Genomic DNA, 15,438 nt, shown 5'->3' with positions numbered 1-15,438 from the left:
CCGAGCACGGGCCGCTCCGCCGGCCCGCGGCCCGCAGCCCGCGGCCCCGCCGCCGGATCCGAGCGCCCCTCCCGACGTTCCCGCCGCACCCGAGGACGCCTCATGAGCCTGGACCTCGCAACCGAGACCCCGACCCGCCGCCCCGAGCAACCACCGGCCGCCGGCCCCGCCACGGGCGCCACCACCGCCCCGGTCACCGGCCCCACGACCGGCCCCGCCGCCGACCCCGCACAGCCCCCGCTCAGCCCGAGCACCCTGCGGACCGTGGTCCGCGAGCTCGCCGAGCGGCCCGACCAGTGGATCCACCTGGTCCGGCTCTCCACCGAGGAGCGCTGGTACCAGCGGCTGGTCGCCGACGACGACCACGAGGTCTGGCTGATCAGCTGGCTGCCCGGCCAGTCGACCGGCTTCCACGACCACGGCGGTTCGCGCGGCGCGTTCACCGTCGCACTCGGCGAACTGGAGGAGCTGTCCCTCGGCGGCCCCGACCAGGGCCTGCTGATCCGCAGGGTCCCGGCCGGCACCGCCCGCGCCTTCGGCCCGGAGTACGTGCACGACGTGCGCAACACCGCCTCGGGCCCGGCGGTCACCCTGCACGCCTACTCGCCCCCGCTGAGCTCGATGGCGCACTACGACCTGCGGGCCGGCGGGCTCGTCCGCACCTCTGAGGAAGGACCGGAGCAATGGTGACCACGATCGACGACCTGGTGGAGCGGGCCCGCGAGGGCGTCCACCGCCCGCGCGCCCGGGAGGCGTACCAGGCCCAGCTGGACGGCGCGCTGCTGGTGGACATCCGTCCGGTGGCGCAGCGGGCCGCCGAGGGCGGGATCCCCGGCGCGCTGGTGATCGAGCGCAACGTGCTGGAGTGGCGGCTCGACCCTACGGGCAGTCACCGGATCCCCGAGGCCTCGGGCTACGACGTCGAGGTGATCGTGGTCTGCTCCGAGGGCTACGCCTCCAGTCTGGCCGCGGCCTCGCTGCGCGAGCTCGGGCTGCACCGGGCGACGGATCTCGACGGCGGTTTCGTCGGCTGGGCGGCGTCCGGGCTGCCGACCCGTCCGGGCGACTGAACCCGAGGTCACATGGGGTGTTCCCGGGCGGCTGAGCCCGGGTCACCTCCCGGGCCGGCGGGCCGCCGGGACGGGAGTCACGCCACGTGCCGGGCGGTAAATCAGGGACAGGAGATGATGCAGGTCATAGTCTGATCAGAGTTTCCGCCGGTCCGAAGCTGGGCAGCCAGGCGGGCGGAAGAACGCCCGGGCGGTGCGACCGCCGCCAACCGAACGACCCGAAAGACCGACCGACACAGGCGCCGCCTCCCCGGGGCGCCCTGACGAGGAAACACTCCGTGATCAGATTCGAGGGCGCCGGCAAGCGCCACCCAGACGGCACCATCGCGGTCGAGGGACTGGACCTGGAAGTCCCGACCGGTCGGATAACCGTCCTGGTCGGGCCCTCCGGGTGCGGCAAGACCACCCTGCTGCGCATGGTCAACCGGATGGTCGAGCCCACCTCGGGCCGGGTGCTGCTGGACGGCGCCGACGTCGCCGAACTGGAACCCGCCAAGCTGCGCCGAGGCATCGGGTACGTGATCCAGCAGGCGGGGCTGTTCCCGCACCGCAAGGTGATCGACAACATCGCCACCGTCCCCTACCTGCTCGGCTGGGACCGCAAGAAGGCCCGGGCCCGGGCCGCCGAACTGCTCGAACTGGTCGGCCTCGCCCCCGAGACCGCCAAGCGCTACCCGTTCCAGCTGTCCGGCGGCCAGCAGCAGCGGGTCGGCGTGGCACGGGCGCTGGCCGCCGACCCGCCGGTCCTGCTGATGGACGAACCGTTCAGCGCCGTCGACCCGGTGGTGCGGGCCGGGCTCCAGGAGGAGCTGCTGCGCCTGCAGTCCGAGCTGCACAAGACCGTGCTGTTCGTCACCCACGACATCGAGGAGGCCGTGCGGCTCGGCGACCAGGTCGTGGTGCTGCGCGAGCACGGCCGGATCGCCCAGCTGGCCGACCCGCACACCCTGCTCACCGCCCCCGCGGACGACGGCGTGGCCGCCTTCCTCGGCCGCGACCGGGGCCTGCGCGGCCTGGGCCTGCGGCCCGCGAAGGCCGTCGAGCTCCGCCCGATCGAGGACGGACCCGGCCACGGGGGCTGGGAGTTGGCCCTGGACGACGAGCGCCGCCCGATCGGCTGGATCGACCGCGCCGCCGGTGCCACCGAGCTGCAGCCGGTCGCCGGCTACCGCCCGGACACCGACACCCTGCGCGCCGCGCTGGACGCCGCCGTGCTCTCCCCCGCCGGGGTCGCGGTCGCGCTGGACGCCGACGGCCGGGCGGTCGGCACCGCGGGCCGGGAGGCCGTCCTGGCCGCGCTCACGCCGGTCGCCCCCACTCCGGCCCTCACGCCGGTCGCCCTCACCAAGGCGGACCCGGAGGTCCCGGCGAACGAAGCGGACGCGGCGGACGCGGCGGACGAAGCGCTCCCGCAGCCACCCGCGCAGACCCCGGCGGACGGAGCCGACGGTGGACGATGAACCGATCGTCCGCTGGTACTGGATCGGCGACCACGTCGGCTACCTCGGCAACCTGCTCGCCGACCACGCCGTGATCGCCCTGGTCCCGGTGCTCATCGGCCTGCTGCTGGCGGTCCCGCTCGGCCTGGCCTGCGCCCGCTTCCCCCGGCTGTACCAGCCGCTGTCCGCCGTCTTCAACATCGTCTACGCGCTGCCCTCGCTGGCCGTCTTCGTGGTGCTGATCCCGTACACCGGGCTCGCCACCCAGGCGACCGTGATGATCCCGCTCACCTTCTACGCCCTCGCCGTCCTGCTGCCGACCACGGTGGACGGGCTGCGCGCCGTCCCGGACTCCGTCCGGCAGGCCGCCACCGCGATGGGGTACGGGCCCTGGCACCGGCTGACCGCCGTCGAACTGCCCGCCGCCGTGCCGTACCTGATCGCCGGGCTGCGGGTCGCGGCGGTGTCCAGCATCTCGCTGGCCAGCGTCGGCGCGCTGATCGGCCGCGGTGGGCTGGGCTACCTGTTCATCGACGGCTTCCAGCGGACCTTCCCGACCCCGATCGTGGCCGGGATCGTGCTGATCGCCGTGCTGGCGCTGGCCGTCGACCTGCTGCTGGTGGCCGCCCGCCGGCTGCTCGCGCCGTGGGCCGTCCGGGAGCAGGGGGCGGGCTCGTGAACTGGCTGAACTGGCTGAGCGACTTCTTCTCCGCCCCGGACCGCCGCAGCGGTCCGGACTCGGTCGTGCACCGGGTCTCCGAGCACCTGCTGCTCTCCGGCGAGGCCCTGCTCTTCGCGGCGCTGCTGGCCGTCCCGCTCGGGCTGCTGATCGGCTACACCGGGCGCGGGGTCACGGTGGTCACCGCGCTGGCGGGGGCCGCCCGCGCCCTGCCGACCCTGGGCCTGGTCACGCTCGCGGTGCTGCTCGCCGGGGTCGGCGACACCGCCGTCCTGTTCCCGCTGGTCGCCCTGGCGGCGCCGCCGCTGCTGGTGGCGGCCGTCGAGGGGGTGCGCGGCACCGACCCGGACGTCCGGGACGCCGCGCGCGGGATCGGCCTCACCCACCCGCAGGTGCTGTTCCAGGTCTGCCTGCCCTCCGCCGCGCCGACCCTGCTGGCGGGCTTCCGGACCGCGACCGTCCAGGTGATCGCGACCGCCACGGTGGCCGCCTACGTCGGGCTGGGCGGCCTCGGCCGCTACGTCATCGACGGGCTGGCCACCCGGCAGTACGCGGTGACCGTGGGCGGCGCGCTGCTGGTGGTGCTGCTCGCGGTCGGCGCCCAACTGTTCTTCGCCCTGCTCGCCCGGTTCGCGCTCCCGCCCGGGGTGCGCGCCCAGCGCCGGACCCGCTGAGGCCCCTCCCTCTTCTCCCTCCCATCCGCTCCGGAAGGACAACTGTCACCATGTCGACATTCAAGGGAAGCCGCCGCGCCGTGCTCCTCGGCACTCTCGCCGCACTCGCCCTGGGCGCCACCGCCTGCGGCTCATCGGGCAGCGGCGACCCGCTCGGCGGCGGGTCGAGCGCCTCAGCCGGCGCCACGGCCTCCGGCAGCGGTGCCGCCTCGGGCGGGTCCGGCGGTGCGGGCGGTTCCGGCGGGACCGTGGTGGTCGGCTCGGCGAACTTCCCCGAGAACGTGCTGCTCGGCTCGATCTACTCCCAGGCCCTCAAGGCCAAGGGCGTCAAGGTCCAGGAGAAGTTCAACATCGGCAGCCGCGAGGTGCTCTACGGGCAGCTGCAGAGCGGCAACCTGACCGTCCTGCCCGAGTACAACGGCGCGCTGCTCGCCTACCTGGACGCCAAGAACACCGCCGTCACCACCCCGGACGTGAACGCGGCGCTGACCAAGGCGCTGCCCGCCTCGCTGGCGATCCTCGACTCCTCCCCCGCGGAGGACAAGGACTCGCTCAGCGTCACCCAGGAGACCGCCGACAAGTACAGCCTCAAGAGCATCGCGGACCTCGCGGCCAAGGCCGGCGAGTTCACCATCGGCGGCCCGCCGGAGTTCAAGACCCGCCGCGAGCAGCAGTTCAAGGACGTCTACGGGCTGACCTTCAAGGAGTGGAAGCCAACCGCCGACACCACCGCGAACGCGCTCAAGGACGGCAACATCCAGGTCGGCAACGTGTTCACCACCGACCCGAAGATCGTCCAGTACAAGCTGGTGCCGCTGAGCGACCCGAAGAACGTCTTCGGCGCGCAGAACGTCACCCCGCTGATCAACAAGGCCGGCGTGGACGCCAACGCGACGGCGGCGCTCAACGCGGTGTCGGCCAAGCTCGACACGGCCGGGCTGACGGCGCTGATGAAGCGGGTCTCGGTCGACAAGGAGGACCCGTCGGCGGTGGCCAAGGACTGGCTGAAGAGCAACGGGCTCGGCTGACGGTCCGACCCGGTCCTGACCCGGCTGGACCCGGCCCGGCTCGACCTGGCCCGGCCCGGGGATCGACGGCAGCGGACGGCGGCGCGGAGGGTTTCCCTCCGGGGCCGCCGTTCGCCGTTCCCGGGCCGTTCGGGGCGGCCCCACGGGACCTTCCCTTCTACGCCGCGAACATGACAGTGTGGCGCCATGCGCACTCGTCTCCTCGCCGCCTCCCTCACGGCACTCGCCGCGGTGAGCCTCGCTGCCTGCTCCAGCTCCGGTTCGAGCTCGGGATCGGGCTCCGGCTCGAGCTCGGCCAAGGCCACCGTCGCGGCCGGCTCCCCCACCGTCGCCGCCACCGCTGACGCAACGGCCGACGCCACGGCCTCGACAGGCACCCCGGCACCCACCACGGCCGCGCCGTCCGCGCCCGCCGACCCGGGCTCCACGGCCGGCGCGGACGGCTCGGCCCCGGCCAAGCCCGCACCGCCGGCCGACGCCGGCCTGCCCGCCAAGCCGGACGCCGACCTGACCGGCAAGGTGGTCGCCGCACTGAACGCGATCGACCCGGCGATCGTCGGCGGCAAGCCCGACCAGGCGGTGGAACAGGCCCGCAAGCAGTGCCAGGCGCTGTACCAGTTCCCCAAGGACAAGGCGAAGCTGGCCCAACTGGCCGACCAGCACTTCACCTCGCCCGAGCACCCGCAGGGCTTCGGACCGGACACCGCCGCGAAGATCGACGACGCACTGCGCTCCACCCTCTGCCCCGCGGCGCGCTGACGCCGTCCACGCCACCCCCGCACCACCCCGAACCGCCCGGTGTCCTGAGCTCCGGGCAGCCGTGGCCGCGCCCCGCCCGCCGGGTGCGCGGCCATCGGCGTCCCCGCCCTTCGGTGGCCGGGGCCGTCCGCTGACGAACTGTTAGGTCTCTTGACAGACCAGTGGTCTAGTCCAAACATAAGCATGTCGATCCGACCGGGATGCACTGTGGGGGTGTGACCACCGGCGGCTGAGGCACTGCCCTGCCCTGCTCCGCTCCACCCCCGCTCCGTACGGCGTGCGCACCTTCGCACCACCTCCCGCACCACCTCCCGCCTCCACCCGAGGCGGTGGGCTCCGCACGCCCTTGTGTCCGCATCGAACGCCCCCTGCACCCGCCCCCGCACACCCGCCTCCGGCTCCGCACGTCCGCGCGGTCGACCCCACACGACCACCGGACGAGCCGTGGCCCGCACATCCCCAACGTCCTGCCCCACCAAGTCTGTTGGAGAATCCATGCGTCTTCGCAGAACCCTCCGGGCCGCGCTGACGGCCTGCGTCACACTGGCCGCCTCGGCCGGTCTGGTCGCCGCCGGGACGGGCTCCGCCCAGGCCGCCACCCCGCTCCCCACCCGGGTCTTCGCGCCCTACTTCGAGTCCTGGACCGGTCAGAGCCCCGCCACCCTGGCCGCCCAGTCCGGCGCCAAGTACCTGACGATGGCCTTCCTCCAGGCCGCCACCAAGGGCTCCTGCACCCCGTACTGGAACGGCGACACCTCGAAGCCGGTGTCCTCCTCCACCTTCGGCGCCGACATCGCCACCATCCGCGCCAACGGCGGGGACGTGATCCCCTCCTTCGGCGGCTACACCGCCGACAACACCGGCACCGAACTGGCGGACAGCTGCACCGACGTCAACCAGATCGCGACCGCCTACGAGAACCTGATCACCACCTACGACATCAGCCGGATCGACCTCGACATCGAGGACAACTCGCTGACCAACACGGCCGGCATCGACCGCCGCAACAAGGCGATCAAGGTCGTGCAGGACTGGGCCGCCGCCAACGGGCGCAGCATCCAGTTCTCCTACACGCTGCCGACCACCACCGGCGGGCTGGCCGACAACGGCCTCGCGGTACTGCGCAACGCCGTCAGCAACAAGGCGCGGATCGACGTCGTCAACATGATGACCTTCGACTACTACGACAACGCCACCCACGACATGGCGGCGGACACCCAGACCTCGGCGCAGGGCCTGTACAACCAGCTGGCCCAGCTCTACCCGACCAAGTCCCCCGCCCAGCTGTGGGGTTCGATCGGGATCACCGAGATGCCCGGCATCGACGACTTCGGCGCCGCCGAGACCTTCACGGTCGCCAACGCCACCACCGTGTACAACTGGGCGGTGTCCAAGGGCATCAACACGCTGTCCTTCTGGGCGCTCCAGCGCGACAACGGCGGCTGCCCGGGCAAGGGCGGGGACGACTCCTGCTCCGGGATCAACCAGGGCACCTGGGACTTCACCCACATCTTCGCGCCCTTCACCAGCGGCTCGACGGTGACCAACGACTTCTCGGTCGCGGTGAACCCCAACTCCGCCACCGTAAAGGCCGGTTCGTCCGCCTCGGCGGCAATCGCGACAGCGGTCACGGCGGGCTCGGCGCAGAACGTCAGCCTCTCGGTCAGCGGCGCCCCGACCGGCGTCACCGCCACCGTCACCCCCGGCAGCGTCACCGCCGGCAACAGCGCCACCCTGAACGTCACCACCACCTCGTCGGTGGTGCCCGGGAGTTACCCGCTGACGGTCACCGGCAGCGCGGCCTCCGGCAGCCACACCGGCGTCTTCACGCTGACCGTCACGGGCAACCAGCCGGGCAACGACTTCTCGGTCGCGGTGAACCCGAACTCCGGTACCGTCGCGGCCGGTTCGTCCGCCTCGGCGGCGATCGCCACGGCGGTCACGGCGGGCTCGGCGCAGAGCGTCAACCTCTCGGTCAGCGGCGCCCCGACCGGCGTCACCGCCACCGTCACCCCCGGTAGCGTCACCGCCGGCAACAGCGCCACCCTGAACATCGCCACCACCTCGGCCGCGGCGGCGGGCACCTACCCGCTGACCGTGACGGCCACCGCGCCCTCCGGCAGCCACACGGCGACCTACTCGCTGACCGTCACCGGCACGGCCCCGTCGACCGGCCTGGTCAACGGTGACCTGGAGACCGGCAAGGTGGCCCCCTGGACCTGCCAGAGCGGCGGCGGCATCGTGACCACGCCGGTCCACTCCGGCTCGTACGCGCTGCAGGCCGCGGCCTCCGCGAGCCAGACCGGCGACTGCACCCAGACCGTGACGCTCAAGCCCAACACCAGCTACACGCTGAGCGGTTGGGTGCAGGGCAACTACGCCTACCTGGGTGTCAGCGGTGGCGCCAACGCCAGCACCTGGACCATCTCCTCGGGCTGGACCAAGCTCTCCGTCCCCTTCACCACCGACGCCTCCGGCAGCGTCACGGTGTACCTGCACGGCTGGTACGGGCAGGGCAGCGTGTACGGGGACGACTTCTCGATCTCCTGAGCGACGGGCGGCAGACGGCAGCTGACAGCTGACAAGTAACAGATAACGGATAACAGCTGACAGATTTCAACATCTGTCAGCTGTTATCCGTTTGTTGTCATCTGTCCGGGCCCACTCGGGCCCGCTCAGACCCCTCCGCCCCCTCCCGCAGCTGCCCAGGCCGGCACAGCGTCGCGTACGTCGCCAGCGCCAGCACACCGCAGCCCAGCACCACCAGCGCCAGCAGGGTCGCCGACGGCCGCCCGCCGAGGCTGCTCAACGGCGCGACCACCGCGCCGCACAGGAAGTTGCCCGTCCCCAACAGCGCCGAGGCCGTCCCGGCCGCCTGCGGCTCCACCAGGCTCAGCGCCTGCGCCGCCGTGTTCGGCAGCACCACCCCGAGGCTGCCCATCAGCACGAACAGCGGCGGGCAGAACCCGGCCAACCCGAAGTCCCACACCGCGGTCAGCAGCACCAGCGCCACCCCGGCCGCGACCGCCGTCCCGAGCCCGGCCAGCATCAGCGACCTCGCGGCGAAGCGCGGCGCAAGCACCCGCCCGTTCAGCTGGGTCATCACCACGATGGAGAGCGAGTTCAGCCCGAACAGCAGGCTGTAGGTCTGCGGCGACACCTGGTAGACGTGCTGGAGGACCGTCGAAGACCCGCTGATGTACCCGAACAGCGCGCCGAACGCCAGCGAGCTGGTCAACGCCAGCCCCAGGAAGGGCAGGTGGCGCAGCAGCCGCGCCATCGTGCGCAGCGTCGCGGCGACCCCACCGCCGTCCCGGGCCTGCGGCGGCAGGCTCTCGCGCAGCGCGCCGAACGCGGCCAGGGTGAGCAGCAGTCCGAGCGCCGTCAGCGCCCCGAAGGTGCCGCGCCAGGAGGTGAAGCGCATCAGCTGCGCCCCGATGATCGGGGCGAGGATCGGTGCCAGCCCGGAGATCAGCGCGATCGAGGCGAGGAAGCGCAGCATCGCCACGCCCTGGAAGCGGTCCCGGGCGACGGCCCTTCCGATGACCAGTCCGGCCGACCCGGCCGCGCCCTGGACGAAGCGGGCCGCGATCAGCACCGCCAGGTTCGGCGCGAACACGCACACCACGCTGGACAGGGTGTAGACGACCAGCCCGGCGAGCAGTGGCGGCCGGCGCCCGAAGCGGTCGCTGAGCGGCCCGAAGAGCAGTTGCCCGGCCGCCACCCCGACCATCGAGAAGGTGAGGGTGAGCTGGACGGCCGCCGGTTCGGCGACCAGGTCGTCGGCGATCGCGGGCAGGCCGGGCAGGTAGAGGTCGGTGGTGAGCGGGCCGAGCGCGGTGAGGCCGCCGAGGACGACGACGGTGGCCCGGCCGGCGGCTGCCGACCTGCCGGACGCCGGGGCCGGGGCTTGGGCTGGATCGGTCGACGTGTCGTCGGTGGGACCGACGGTCGGGCCGGGCATGGCTCTCCTAACGGACGCGGTGACGTGGGGTTCGTTCGCGATCCGTCCTATCGCAGCCCCTCGGACGCGTTGACGGCAGGGGTGCACCGGGACGGATCCGCCCACCGGCCGATCCACAGCACGCGCACGACGAAGGCCCGCCCGCACCTTCCGGTGCCCGGCGGGCCGTTCGTTCCCTGGTCAGGACGGCTGATCCGGGACCAGTGCCCGGTCAGCACCCTCAGTGCTTGGCGACGTGCTCGGCGCGAAGGGCCGCCTGCAGTGTCGCGCCGTCCTGCCACGCGTAGAGCTGGTTGCCGGTGAGCGTCACATTGTAGTGCCCGCAGGTGCCGATGGCCTTGGCCGCGATGCCCTCCGGGAACCAGCCCGCCTTGAGCGAGACCGGCACCGGGTGCGGCCCCTTGCCCGGCACCCCGGTGTTGCAGCCGGAGGGCAGCCGGCCCTCGGGGAGGGTGGCGCGCAGCAGCCGGTCGTCGCCGGTGGTGGACCTCAGGTACTTGACCGAGGAGGCGTTGTCGGGCAGCCAGGTCGGCATCGAGCGACGCTCGGCCTTGGCCTGCGAGCCGCTGTCGAACGCGGCCTGCTCCTGGTGGCGCCCGTCGTACCACTCGGACACCCGCGGGCCGATTGCCACCGCTGCCACGGCGACGGCCATGCCGGTGCCCGCGACTCCCAGCGCGACCTTGCTCACGATGCCCTTCATGCCTGGCTGCCCTCTCCGTGTGCGGTGCCGGTGCGTCCGGTGGGTCCGGTACGTCCGATGCCTGTGCTGCGTCCGTTGCCTGTGCTGCGTGCGGTGCCTGTACGACGCCCGGTGCCTGTACGACGTCCGGTGCGGCCGGGACCGTCGCCGGCCCGTCCGTGACCCGTCCGAGCTGAACGGTCCGCCGTCCGGGTGTATCCATGGTGGCGCGGGCCGACCTTCCGGATCGTCACCACCAGGTCGCGAGCTTGCATCCAACCCACGGGGTACCGTCTCCACCTTCAGGCGTATGTCCGTGGGGCCGACCCCGGAGGTAGGTGCCGCTCCGGCGCTCGGGCTGCCACGCCGGGCCCGGGTACGTCCCGGGCCCCGATCGAGCCTGACCCAGGCGGGGCGCCGCCGCAGCCCGGTGTGCTGCACCCGGGGCACCGGCCCGTGGCGGACGGGGCGCACGGCGGGCCGGAGCCAGGGCTGGACCGGGGCTGGGACTGGGGGCGGGGCGCCGGGTCAGACGGTCGCGGCGACCGGCCGGGCGACGGGGAAGGGGCGGCCGTCGAGGGTCCAGTGCGGGTCGATCGGGCGCAGCAGCGAGGCGTACACCTGGGCGGCGACGTCGGGGTGGCGGATCTCGCCGGCGGGCGGGCCGGCCGGGATGTCGTGCCCGGCGCAGGCGACCCAGGCGGTCCGCTCCTCGACGGTGCGGCCGCCGTGGCCGCCGGCGTCGACGTGCCCGTGGTCGGTGACCACGATGACGGTCCACTGCTCCTGCGGATAGCCCTCCCGGCCGCGGACGGCGTCGAGCAGGCGGCCGAGGCGCTCGTCGGCGGTGCGCATCGAGGCGCGGTACTCCTCGCCGCAGCCGAGGAAGTGGGCGGTCTCGTCCACGGCGCCCAGGTAGACGAAGGAGGCCTCGGGGTCGGCGGTGCCCAGGACGTGGACGGCCTCCCGGGTGACCTCCTCGTCGACGGCCTCCCAGGCCTCGGGGGTGTCCTCGGCGGGGGCCACGTAGGAGAGCCGGCCGGGGGCGCGGAACAGCGGGCCGCCGGACTCGTTGATCATCAGCGGGTCCCAGCCGGCCGCGACGAAGGTGCGGCGGCGGTCGCCGCGGTTGAGGCGGGTGGCGAAGTCGGGGAAGACGTCCAGCCGGTTGCCGCCGAGGTGGTTGCCCCAGACGCCGTGCTTGGCGGGCTCGACGCCGGTCACGATGGTGGCCCAGCACGGTCCGGACATGGTCGGGGTGGAGTCCGCGACGGTGACCGGCACCAGGAACCCGGCCTCGGCGACCTCCTGGAGGCGCGGCATCGGCACCTGGGCGAGGTAGTCGTGGCGGACTCCGTCGATCCCGACCACGAGGACGCGGGGGCGGGGCCACTGGACTGCGGACATGGTGGGGCTTCCTTTCGGTCGTGCACACCCGGCCGCGCCCGCCGAGGGCGCCGCCGACCGCGCCATGCTTCACGGCCGGCCGTACCGGTCGGCGACGGGGTGCCGAACGGCTGGTGTCCGCGAGGTGTCGGGAGCGTCGGGAGCCTAGCGAGGTGTCGCGAGGTGTTGCGAGGTCAGCCCGCCGCCCGGACGAAGCGGCGGTCGGACTCCGCGAGGTCGGCGGCCGGCCCCGCCGCGCGCAGGACGACGTCCAGGACGCCGTCCGGGTCCGCGGCGTAGCAGTTCGCGAACCAGGGCAGGTTGGCCTCGACCACGGCCCAGTGCTCGACCGGGTCGTACGGGTCGGCGATCGGGCCGACGTCCAGCGCGACGGCGCTGGGCAGGGCGAGCGGCCCGGTGCCCCCGACGGCGTCGAGCAGGCGGCGGGCGAACGCGGTGGCCTCGGCGGTGAGCGGAGCCGGGTCGAGCCGGCCGAAGCGCGCGTAGCGGCTACCGGTGCGCACCTGCCCGTCGAGCAGGAACAGCCGGTACTCGGCGGTGAAGGTCACCGGCTCGCTGACCAGGACGGAGGTGTCCGGGCCGATCCGCTCGCCGGTGCGGGGCAGCCGGGAGCCGTCCGGGTGGACGGCGGGCGGGAAGGACTTGTCGGCGGGCGGCTTGACGAAGGCGGGGTGGCGCAGCGTCCAGGCCTCGGCAAGGGTGGTGAGTTCGATCCGGCGGCGGGTGAACTCCTCCGGGAGGCGGGCGAGCCAGTCGTCCTCGGGTTCGAGCAGGGCGAGCCCGAGCGGCGCCGCGATCCGGGCGGCCGCGAGCGGCCCGCCGTACCAGTGGACGGGCCGTCCGGCGAGCCGCCCGACCGTGTCCGGCCCGGCCAGTACGGCGGTGGCCAGGCCCCGGCGGGCGGCGGCCCCGGTGAGCAGGCCGGTGGTGCCGGTCGGCTGGGCCGAGGTGAGCAGGACGGGCGCGCGCACGGCCGTCAGCCCACCGGGCGGAACTCGTGGACGACCTCGATCCGTCCGACGATGTGCCGGTTGAACTCCTCCAACTCCTCGGCGGGCACCCAGAGTTCGAGGATCGTCCGGCCGCCGGCCCGCTGCACCGGGTAGCGGGCGAGGAAGTCCGTCTCCACCTCGAAGCGGGTGACGTAGCCGACGCCGGAGGCGGGCACGTTCCAGTCGCGGGCGATCCGGATCGCGTAGTCCTCGTTCAGCACGGGGTAGAAGATCGGCTGCTCGGGCAGCCGGGGCGGCCAGGCGCGCCGGTCGGCGGCCTCGACCAGGGCCAGCTCCTCCGGGCCGGTGGGGCGCCAGAGGGTGGTGGTCGGGAGGTGCTGCCGGGCGGGCTGACTGGTCATGGCGGGACGGTAGCCGGGCCGTGAGGGGCCCGGCCACCGGTTATTCGCCGTTCGGGGCGGGGGGCGGCGGTCGGTCAGCGGTAGGCGGACTCACCGGTGATGGCCTCGCCGAGGACCAGGGTGTGGATCTCGCTGGTGCCCTCGTAGGTGAGCACCGACTCCAGGTTGTTGGCGTGCCGCAGCACCGGGTACTCGGTGGTGATGCCGTTGGCGCCGAGGACGGTCCGGGCGCTACGGGCGATCTCCAGCGCGGTGCGCACGTTGTTGAGCTTGCCGAAGCTGACGTGCGGCGGGCGGGCCGCGCCCTCCTCCTTGAGCCGGCCGATCCGCAGGGCCACCAGGTACGCCTTCTCGACCTCCAGCATCATCTCGACCAGCTTCTGCTGGGTCAGCTGGAAGCCGGCGATCGGGCGGTCGAACTGGATCCGGCTCTTCGCGTAGTCCAGCGCGGCGGTGTAGCAGTCGCGGGCGGCGCCGACGGTGCCCCAGAGGATGCCGTAGCGGGCCTCGTTGAGGGAGGAGAGCGGGCCGCGCAGGCCGGTGACGCCGGGCAGCACGGCGTCGGCGGGCAGCACGACCTCGTCGAAGGCCAGCTCGCTGGTGACGGAGGCGCGCAGGGAGAGCTTGCCGTGCACGTCGGTCGCGGTCAGGCCACGGGTGCCGCGCTCGACCAGGAAGCCGCGCACGCCCTCCTCGGTCTGCGCCCAGACCACGGCGACGTCGGAGATGCTGCCGTTGGTGATCCACATCTTGCTGCCGGACAGCACCCAGTCGCCGCCCTCGCCGCCCTTGCGGACCGCCCGGGTGCGCATGTTCGCCGGGTCCGAGCCGAAGTCGGGCTCGGTGAGGCCGAAGCAGCCGATCAGCTCACCGGCCGCCATCCCGGGCAGCCAGCGCTGCTTCTGCTCCTCCGAGCCGAAGGCGTGGATCGAGCGCATCGCCAGCGAGCCCTGGACCGAGACGAAGCTGCGCAGCCCCGAGTCGGCCGCCTCCAGCTCCATACACGCGACCCCGTACGCCACGGCGTCGGCGCCCGCGCAGCCGTAGCCGTCGAGGTGCATGCCGAGCACGCCCAGCGCGCCGAGTTCGGGGGCGAGTTCGCGGGCCGGGAAGACACCGCGCTCGAACCAGTCGCCGATGTGCGGGCGGATCCGCTCCTCGGTGAACCGGCGGACGGTGTCACGGACCAGCCGCTCCTCGTCGGTGAGGAGGTCGCCGACCGCGAGCAGGTCGGCCGGGTCGATCCGGGTCGGCTTCGGCATGGAAGCTCCTTGTAGTCTCGGCGGGACATCGGCGAGTATTCCGCAACCCGCCCGGTCAGGGACCGACGGGAGCGAGTGAGGAAGGCGACATGTCCGGCACGGCGTACGTGGTCGACGAGGTGACGGCCGAGGAACTGGACGGCTCGGTGGCCGAGTTCGCCGGGCTGCTGACGGCGACCGTCCACGACGGTGCCTCGGTCGGCTTCCTCGCCCCGCTGGAGCCGGACGAGTCCGCGGCGTGGTGGCGGGCACTGGTCCCCGAGCTCGCGGCTGGACGGCTGGTGCTGTGGACCGCCCGGGCGGCGGCCGACGGGCGGCTCGCCGGGACGGTGCAGCTGCGGCCGGCCACGACGGCGAACGGGCGGCACCGGGGCGAGGTGGCCAAGCTGATGGTGCACCCGGCGGACCGCGGGCAGCGGCTGGCCGGGCGGCTGCTGGCGGCGCTGGAGGAGCGGGCGGCTCGGTCGGGGATCCGGCTGCTGGTGCTGGACACCGAGACGGGCAGCCCGGCCGAGCGGATGTACGAGGCGGCGGGCTGGACCCGGGTCGGCTCGGTGCCCGACTACGCGGCCGACACGACCGGCGTGCTGCACCCGACGACCATCTTGTTCAAGTCGCTGGTGCGCTGACGGGAACGGCCGGGCCGAACGCGAACGGCCGGTACGGAACACGGAAGGGGAGGCGGGGCATGGCGCGTTGGGCGCTGGTCGTCGAGGAGACGGTCGGGATCGGCAAGGACCGGACCTGGGGCAACAAGGTGCTCGGCGAGGTCGAGGGCACCCGGGAGGAGGCCGTCGCGGAGCTGCGGCGGATCGTCCCGACCTACACCCCGGAGCATCCGATGAGCAGTCGGCAGCAGACGCTGCTGCGGGACGGGGACACGTACCTGCTGATCTCGCGGGGGAGCATGCGGGACTACCACTGCGTGTTCAAGGTCTGGGAGCTGCTGTGGGACAGCAAGCGGCCCGAGGTGCAGGCGGAGCGGTTGACGACTGACGACTGACAGATAACAGATGACAGTGTTGGGCGGAGAGATGAACCATTTTGGAATCATGGAACGGTTTGGGGGACACCGACCCCCCGCCCCCCGCCCCCCACGCCGCCCACCCCCACCCCCCCC

At 73.3% G+C, this 15,438-nt stretch carries 16 protein-coding genes; 10 read left to right on the top strand and 6 right to left on the bottom strand.

All coding sequences use genetic code 11. The annotated features are described in order from the left end of the window. Positions 1–102 precede the first annotated feature (102 nt). From ACFWXO_RS00270 to ACFWXO_RS00235, 8 genes are all read left to right on the top strand, one after another. Positions 103–690, top strand: coding sequence for a cysteine dioxygenase (locus tag ACFWXO_RS00270; RefSeq protein ID WP_380520929.1), 588 nt, complete (start codon positions 103–105; stop codon positions 688–690). Continuing rightward, positions 684–1,070, top strand: coding sequence for a rhodanese-like domain-containing protein (locus tag ACFWXO_RS00265; RefSeq protein ID WP_375890658.1), 387 nt, complete (start codon positions 684–686; stop codon positions 1,068–1,070). Before ACFWXO_RS00270 ends, ACFWXO_RS00265 begins: the two co-directional genes overlap by 7 nt. A gap of 278 nt (positions 1,071–1,348) precedes the next feature. After that, positions 1,349–2,530: an ABC transporter ATP-binding protein gene (locus ACFWXO_RS00260; protein WP_380520927.1), complete on the top strand. Its 1,182-nt coding sequence runs from the start codon at positions 1,349–1,351 to the stop codon at positions 2,528–2,530. Beyond that, entirely contained in the window at positions 2,520–3,188 is a 669-nt protein-coding gene (locus ACFWXO_RS00255) for an ABC transporter permease (RefSeq protein WP_375890662.1), read from the top strand. The genes ACFWXO_RS00260 and ACFWXO_RS00255 overlap by 11 nt, the downstream gene beginning before the upstream one ends. After that, positions 3,185–3,862, top strand: coding sequence for an ABC transporter permease (locus ACFWXO_RS00250; RefSeq protein WP_380520924.1), 678 nt, complete (start codon positions 3,185–3,187; stop codon positions 3,860–3,862). The genes ACFWXO_RS00255 and ACFWXO_RS00250 overlap by 4 nt, the downstream gene beginning before the upstream one ends. Before the next feature lie 50 nt (positions 3,863–3,912). Further along, a complete protein-coding gene (locus ACFWXO_RS00245; RefSeq protein ID WP_375890666.1) occupies positions 3,913–4,890 on the top strand; it encodes an ABC transporter substrate-binding protein in 978 nt (325 codons plus the stop codon). 186 nt (positions 4,891–5,076) lie between these two features. Then, positions 5,077–5,649 (top strand): hypothetical protein, encoded by a 573-nt coding sequence (locus ACFWXO_RS00240; RefSeq protein WP_380520922.1) that lies wholly within the window; start codon positions 5,077–5,079, stop codon positions 5,647–5,649. Between the two features lie 495 nt (positions 5,650–6,144). After that, positions 6,145–8,199, top strand: coding sequence for a glycosyl hydrolase family 18 protein (locus ACFWXO_RS00235; RefSeq protein WP_380520921.1), 2,055 nt, complete (start codon positions 6,145–6,147; stop codon positions 8,197–8,199). Between the two features lie 97 nt (positions 8,200–8,296). Here the strand turns inward: ACFWXO_RS00235 and ACFWXO_RS00230 are convergent, their stop codons facing one another. The 6 genes from ACFWXO_RS00230 to ACFWXO_RS00205 all read right to left on the bottom strand — a co-directional run bounded on the left by ACFWXO_RS00230 (position 8,297) and on the right by ACFWXO_RS00205 (position 14,318). Beyond that, positions 8,297–9,613: a multidrug effflux MFS transporter gene (locus ACFWXO_RS00230; RefSeq protein WP_380520918.1), complete on the bottom strand. Its 1,317-nt coding sequence runs from the start codon at positions 9,611–9,613 to the stop codon at positions 8,297–8,299. Between the two features lie 220 nt (positions 9,614–9,833). Beyond that, positions 9,834–10,316 carry a hypothetical protein gene (locus ACFWXO_RS00225; protein ID WP_375890675.1) on the bottom strand — a complete coding sequence of 161 codons (483 nt, stop codon included), beginning with the start codon at positions 10,314–10,316 and terminating at the stop codon, positions 9,834–9,836. A 507-nt stretch (positions 10,317–10,823) separates the two neighbouring features. Then, positions 10,824–11,702 (bottom strand): alkaline phosphatase family protein, encoded by an 879-nt coding sequence (locus ACFWXO_RS00220; RefSeq protein ID WP_380520916.1) that lies wholly within the window; start codon positions 11,700–11,702, stop codon positions 10,824–10,826. 173 nt (positions 11,703–11,875) lie between these two features. Beyond that, positions 11,876–12,673, bottom strand: coding sequence for an ATP-grasp domain-containing protein (locus tag ACFWXO_RS00215; protein ID WP_380520914.1), 798 nt, complete (start codon positions 12,671–12,673; stop codon positions 11,876–11,878). Positions 12,674–12,678: 5 nt separating this feature from the next. Next, positions 12,679–13,056: a hypothetical protein gene (locus ACFWXO_RS00210; protein WP_380520912.1), complete on the bottom strand. Its 378-nt coding sequence runs from the start codon at positions 13,054–13,056 to the stop codon at positions 12,679–12,681. 74 nt (positions 13,057–13,130) lie between these two features. Continuing rightward, positions 13,131–14,318 carry an acyl-CoA dehydrogenase family protein gene (locus tag ACFWXO_RS00205; RefSeq protein ID WP_380395895.1) on the bottom strand — a complete coding sequence of 396 codons (1,188 nt, stop codon included), beginning with the start codon at positions 14,316–14,318 and terminating at the stop codon, positions 13,131–13,133. 89 nt (positions 14,319–14,407) lie between these two features. On the opposite strand from ACFWXO_RS00205, the gene ACFWXO_RS00200 reads away from it, so the two are divergent. Both ACFWXO_RS00200 and ACFWXO_RS00195 read left to right on the top strand, forming a co-directional pair. Next, positions 14,408–14,947: a GNAT family N-acetyltransferase gene (locus tag ACFWXO_RS00200; RefSeq protein ID WP_380520909.1), complete on the top strand. Its 540-nt coding sequence runs from the start codon at positions 14,408–14,410 to the stop codon at positions 14,945–14,947. A gap of 59 nt (positions 14,948–15,006) precedes the next feature. After that, a complete protein-coding gene (locus tag ACFWXO_RS00195) occupies positions 15,007–15,321 on the top strand; it encodes a hypothetical protein (RefSeq protein ID WP_380395893.1) in 315 nt (104 codons plus the stop codon). Positions 15,322–15,438: the final 117 nt, after the last annotated feature.

The sequence above is a fragment of the Kitasatospora sp. NPDC059088 genome (assembly GCF_042738155.1).
Lineage (GTDB): Bacteria > Actinomycetota > Actinomycetes > Streptomycetales > Streptomycetaceae > Kitasatospora.
The sequence above is the reverse complement of the archived record's forward strand: the minus strand, read 5'-3'. Positions and strand labels throughout refer to the sequence as shown.

Excerpts from the sequence above, each read along its gene's own strand:
- ACFWXO_RS00270 (WP_380520929.1), top strand. The coding sequence starts at position 103 with ATGAGCCTGGACCTCGCAACCGAGACCCCGACCCGCCGCCCCGAGCAA.
- ACFWXO_RS00265 (WP_375890658.1), top strand. The coding sequence starts at position 684 with ATGGTGACCACGATCGACGACCTGGTGGAGCGGGCCCGCGAGGGCGTC.
- ACFWXO_RS00245 (WP_375890666.1), top strand. The coding sequence starts at position 3,913 with ATGTCGACATTCAAGGGAAGCCGCCGCGCCGTGCTCCTCGGCACTCTC.
- ACFWXO_RS00240 (WP_380520922.1), top strand. The coding sequence starts at position 5,077 with ATGCGCACTCGTCTCCTCGCCGCCTCCCTCACGGCACTCGCCGCGGTG.
- ACFWXO_RS00235 (WP_380520921.1), top strand. The coding sequence starts at position 6,145 with ATGCGTCTTCGCAGAACCCTCCGGGCCGCGCTGACGGCCTGCGTCACA.
- ACFWXO_RS00230 (WP_380520918.1), bottom strand. The coding sequence starts at position 9,613 with ATGCCCGGCCCGACCGTCGGTCCCACCGACGACACGTCGACCGATCCA.
- ACFWXO_RS00225 (WP_375890675.1), bottom strand. The coding sequence starts at position 10,316 with ATGAAGGGCATCGTGAGCAAGGTCGCGCTGGGAGTCGCGGGCACCGGC.
- ACFWXO_RS00220 (WP_380520916.1), bottom strand. The coding sequence starts at position 11,702 with ATGTCCGCAGTCCAGTGGCCCCGCCCCCGCGTCCTCGTGGTCGGGATC.
- ACFWXO_RS00210 (WP_380520912.1), bottom strand. The coding sequence starts at position 13,056 with ATGACCAGTCAGCCCGCCCGGCAGCACCTCCCGACCACCACCCTCTGG.
- ACFWXO_RS00205 (WP_380395895.1), bottom strand. The coding sequence starts at position 14,318 with ATGCCGAAGCCGACCCGGATCGACCCGGCCGACCTGCTCGCGGTCGGC.
- ACFWXO_RS00200 (WP_380520909.1), top strand. The coding sequence starts at position 14,408 with ATGTCCGGCACGGCGTACGTGGTCGACGAGGTGACGGCCGAGGAACTG.
- ACFWXO_RS00195 (WP_380395893.1), top strand. The coding sequence starts at position 15,007 with ATGGCGCGTTGGGCGCTGGTCGTCGAGGAGACGGTCGGGATCGGCAAG.